At 36.2% G+C, this 3,902-nt stretch carries 5 protein-coding genes; all 5 read left to right on the top strand.

The genetic code is table 11. The annotated features are described in order from the left end of the window. Nucleotides 1-136 precede the first annotated feature (136 nt). On the top strand, nucleotides 137-877 hold the full coding sequence (locus tag TA89_RS09430) for a dihydroorotate dehydrogenase electron transfer subunit (RefSeq protein ID WP_040212856.1): 741 nt from the start codon (nucleotides 137-139) through the stop codon (nucleotides 875-877). A 24-nt stretch (nucleotides 878-901) separates the two neighbouring features. Further along, nucleotides 902-1,798 carry a dihydroorotate dehydrogenase gene (locus TA89_RS09425; protein WP_040212852.1) on the top strand — a complete coding sequence of 299 codons (897 nt, stop codon included), beginning with the start codon at nucleotides 902-904 and terminating at the stop codon, nucleotides 1,796-1,798. Between the two features lie 95 nt (nucleotides 1,799-1,893). Further along, nucleotides 1,894-2,463, top strand: coding sequence for an orotate phosphoribosyltransferase (pyrE, locus tag TA89_RS09420; RefSeq protein WP_040212851.1), 570 nt, complete (start codon nucleotides 1,894-1,896; stop codon nucleotides 2,461-2,463). 124 nt (nucleotides 2,464-2,587) lie between these two features. Continuing rightward, nucleotides 2,588-3,220: a histidine phosphatase family protein gene (locus TA89_RS09415; RefSeq protein ID WP_082023898.1), complete on the top strand. Its 633-nt coding sequence runs from the start codon at nucleotides 2,588-2,590 to the stop codon at nucleotides 3,218-3,220. 78 nt (nucleotides 3,221-3,298) lie between these two features. Beyond that, a partial coding sequence (locus tag TA89_RS09410) for a hypothetical protein (RefSeq protein ID WP_040212850.1) occupies nucleotides 3,299-3,902 on the top strand: 604 nt, incomplete at its 3' end.

Raw genomic sequence — 3,902 nt, 5'->3', positions numbered from 1 at the left:
TTAGCCTACAGAAATCATGAAGACGGAGCTTTAAGGTTTGATGAGTATGCAGCAAAAGAAACTGTAAGGATGAGAGATGATATAAGAGCTAATATTAAATAGAGGAAGCTTTAAGGGGGAAAAGGATTTGCAGAAGATGGAATACAGAATCTCCAGAGTTTTAGAAAATGAAGAACTGGCTCAAAGGGTGTACAGATTAGCTGTAGAAGGCAGCTATGCTGCTTTCCCGGGACAGTTCTATATGCTGAGAGCCTGGGAAAATGAGCCTTTATTATCAAGGCCTATAAGTGTACACAAGGTAGAGGATAACAAAATTCATTTTATATATCAGGTGTGCGGACAGGGAACAGAAATATTAAAGTCATTAAAGTATGGAGATGAAATTAAACTTACAGGTCCTTTAGGTAATGGATTTCCTGTAGGGGATTTAAAAGGGAATATTGCGATAGTTTCAGGAGGTATAGGGATTGCTCCCTTTAACTACGTAGTGGAAAAGCTTAAGGATAACTCTGAGGTTAATTCTATTGATATATATGCAGGTTTTAGAAGTGAAGTTTATGCAGTAGATGAAATGGAGCGTTGGGCTGAAAGTATAAATATAGCCACAGAGGATGGAAGTACAGGTTATAAAGGGTATGTAACAGATATATTGAATTTAGAGAACTGTGATATGGTTTTATGCTGCGGGCCGGAAATAATGATGAATAAGGTTGTAAAGATATGCAGAGAAAAGGGTGTAAAGGTACTGGTGTCTACGGAGAAAAGGATGGCTTGCGGAGTTGGAGCCTGCCTGGGCTGTACCTGCAAAACAAAGGATGGAAATAAAAGAAGCTGTAAGGAAGGTCCTGTATTTTCAGGGGATGATTTAATACTATAACTATTAAGAAGAGGAGTGGCGGATATGCTTAATATAAATATATGCGGAATAGATTTTAAGAACCCGGTAATTGCCGCTTCAGGCACCTTCGGCTTCGGAGAAGAGTACGGAGAATTTTATGATGTATCTATCCTTGGAGGTATTTCTTCAAAGGGGCTTACCTTAAATAAAAAAGAAGGTAATGACGGAATAAGGGTATTTGAAACCAGAGGGGGGCTCCTTAACAGCGTAGGCCTTCAAAATCCCGGAGTGGATAAATTTATAGAAAATGAACTTCCTAAAATGAAGAAAATAGATACTGTAGTAATTGCAAATTTGGGAGGGGGTACTCTGGAGGATTATCTTGCAGGGGTTATGAAGCTTAATGACAGTGAAGTGGATATGATAGAGCTTAATATATCCTGCCCAAATGTTAAATCCGGAGGAATGGCTTTTGGAATCAAATCCTTAGTAGCCTATGAAGTGGTTTCCGAAGTTAAAAAGATTTGTAGGAAGCCTCTTATGGTGAAGCTTTCACCTAATGCAGAGGATATAGTTAACATGGCATATAAATGCTGTGAAGCGGGAGCAGATGCACTGTCCCTTGTAAATACCTTTAAGGGAATGGCCGTAGACATAAGAAAGAGAAAGCCTGTGTTTAATAATATAACCGCTGGTCTATCAGGACCTGCAATAAAGCCTATAGCATTAAGGATGGTTTATGAGGTATGCAGGGAGGTGGATGTGCCTGTAGTTGGCTTAGGAGGAATAAGCACATGGCAGGATGCTGTGGAATTTATCATGGCAGGAGCAAAGGCAGTACAGGTAGGCACAGCTAACTTCGTTAATCCATATGTCTGTCCGGAGATTATAAAGGGGCTGGAAGAATTCATGATAAGAGAAAATATAAAGGATTTAAGTGAAATAACAGGAATTATATAAGACCTTTTCATATAGAAAAAGTTATAGAAGTAGTTATAACAGTAAAGTATTGATTTTAACTGAAAAAATTATAGATTATATTTGGAGGGTAAGCTATGAGTGATATAGATGTAATAGAAATATTAAAAGAGTGTGATGCATTATTGGAAGGACATTTTCTTCTGTCCTCAGGAAGGCACAGCAACAGATACTGTCAGTGTGCAAGGCTGCTGCAGTATCCTGACAAAGCAGAAAAAGTCCTCAGCGTGGTAAAGGATAAGATTAAGGATTTAGACTTTGATTTAGTAGTTGGACCTGCTATGGGGGGAATAATTGTAGCCTACGAGGTAGGCAGGCAAACAGGAAAACCTGCAATATTCACTGAAAGAGAAAATGGAGTTATGACCTTAAGAAGAGGTTTTGAAATAAAAAAAGGACAAAAGGTATTAATTGCAGAGGATGTTGTAACCACAGGAAAATCCTCCCTTGAAACAGCAGAGGTATTAAAGTACTTAGGAGCAGAGGTTATAGGAATCTGCTGCATAGTGAACAGAAGCACAGCAGAAGTAGCCCTACCAGTATACGGAGCTGTCAACCTTCATATAAAAAGCTTTGATAAAGAGGAATGTCCTCTATGCAGAGAAAATATTCCTTATGTGAAACCGGGAAGCAGAGCTATAAAGTAGCTCTGTAAAAAAATGTAACTACCCCTGGGGTGCTTCCTTTTTTCTGGAAGCACCCCAGGGGTAGTTACATTTTTTGGTATATAATAGTTTTCATAGTTAAAAAAATGGTTTAAAATATAAATAGATGAATTTAATGGTTGTTTATACTCCAAGACTTAAATTAATACAATTATGGATGATTGGAAGCGAGGAAGAATGGATGTATACCAATATTTATTTAATCCGACACGCAGAGGTTAATTTTACACCTAAAGATTCAAGGAGACCGCTGTCTTTTAAAGGGAAAAGAGATGCTTTAATGCTCACTGAACTATTCAGAGATTATGAAATATCACGAATTTTTTCAAGTCCCTATTTAAGAGCTGTGGACACTGTGAAAGAAATAGCGGTGACAAAAGGTATAGATATTGAAATATCTGAGAATTTTAGAGAGAGGAAGATAACTGAAGGATACATTAAAGATTTTTATGCCTTTACTAAAAAGCAGTGGGAAGATTTTGACTTTCACCTTGAAAAAGGGGAATCCATTAACGATGTGAAAAGGAGAGGGGTTATAGAGCTTAGAAAAATACTAAATAAATATAAGGGAGAGAACATTATAATCTGTACTCATGGCACAATACTTACCTCCTTAATAAATAATTATGATGAAAGCTGCAGTTATGATTTTTGGTATAAACTGAAGATGCCTGATGCTTTTAAGCTTACCTTCGAGGAGAAGAAGCTAATAAAAATAGAAAATATACTTAATAGATAGCATTTCCACTAATAATTCAATGTATATTAAGGAATATTAATACATATAAGTATATTAATTAAATTATGGGGTGGAAAAGTGAAATATAAAATTTATGCTTTAGCTTTTGTAATATCAGCAGTGGTTACTTTTACAGCCTGCACAGCAAATGTTATAGGAAATAAAAACGGAAGTATAAGCGCCTCTCCGAAGGAAATTGCTATTTATAAGAAGGGTGAAAGGATAACCATAAATCCCCAGGACCCTAAGTATCGAAAGATAATTAAAGCCTCAAAGAAGAGAGCGGAAAAAATAGAAGGAAAATATGATGTTGAGGAATTAACTGAATATCAGGTAAAGGAGCTTGAAAAACAAAACATAGATATAAACAGCCTTTCTCCAGATAAACGGGAAGGGGCAATAGTACTTGGGATTGCAGACGATATGAAAAAAGCTATGAATGATGGTTTGGTTTTAGAGTTTATTTACGATGAACCTCAGGAACTACAATATAGTACTGCAGATAAAAAAACCATTTTGAGTGACTATAATAGAGTTTATTTTCCTATAAAAAAATACGGTGATAACTATATTTATATTGCAGTGCTTATAAATGGAAATGTTGAAAGTTACGTGGCACCTCTAGGACCATTAACGGAACCTGATGAATTAATTGATATTATAGAAAAAATGATATTAAAAA

Origin of the sequence: Clostridium polynesiense (assembly GCF_000820705.1) — a bacterium.
Lineage (GTDB): Bacteria > Bacillota > Clostridia > Clostridiales > Clostridiaceae > Clostridium_AA > Clostridium_AA polynesiense.
Note: the sequence above shows the minus strand (reverse complement) of the source record. Positions and strands in the feature narration are given on the sequence as shown.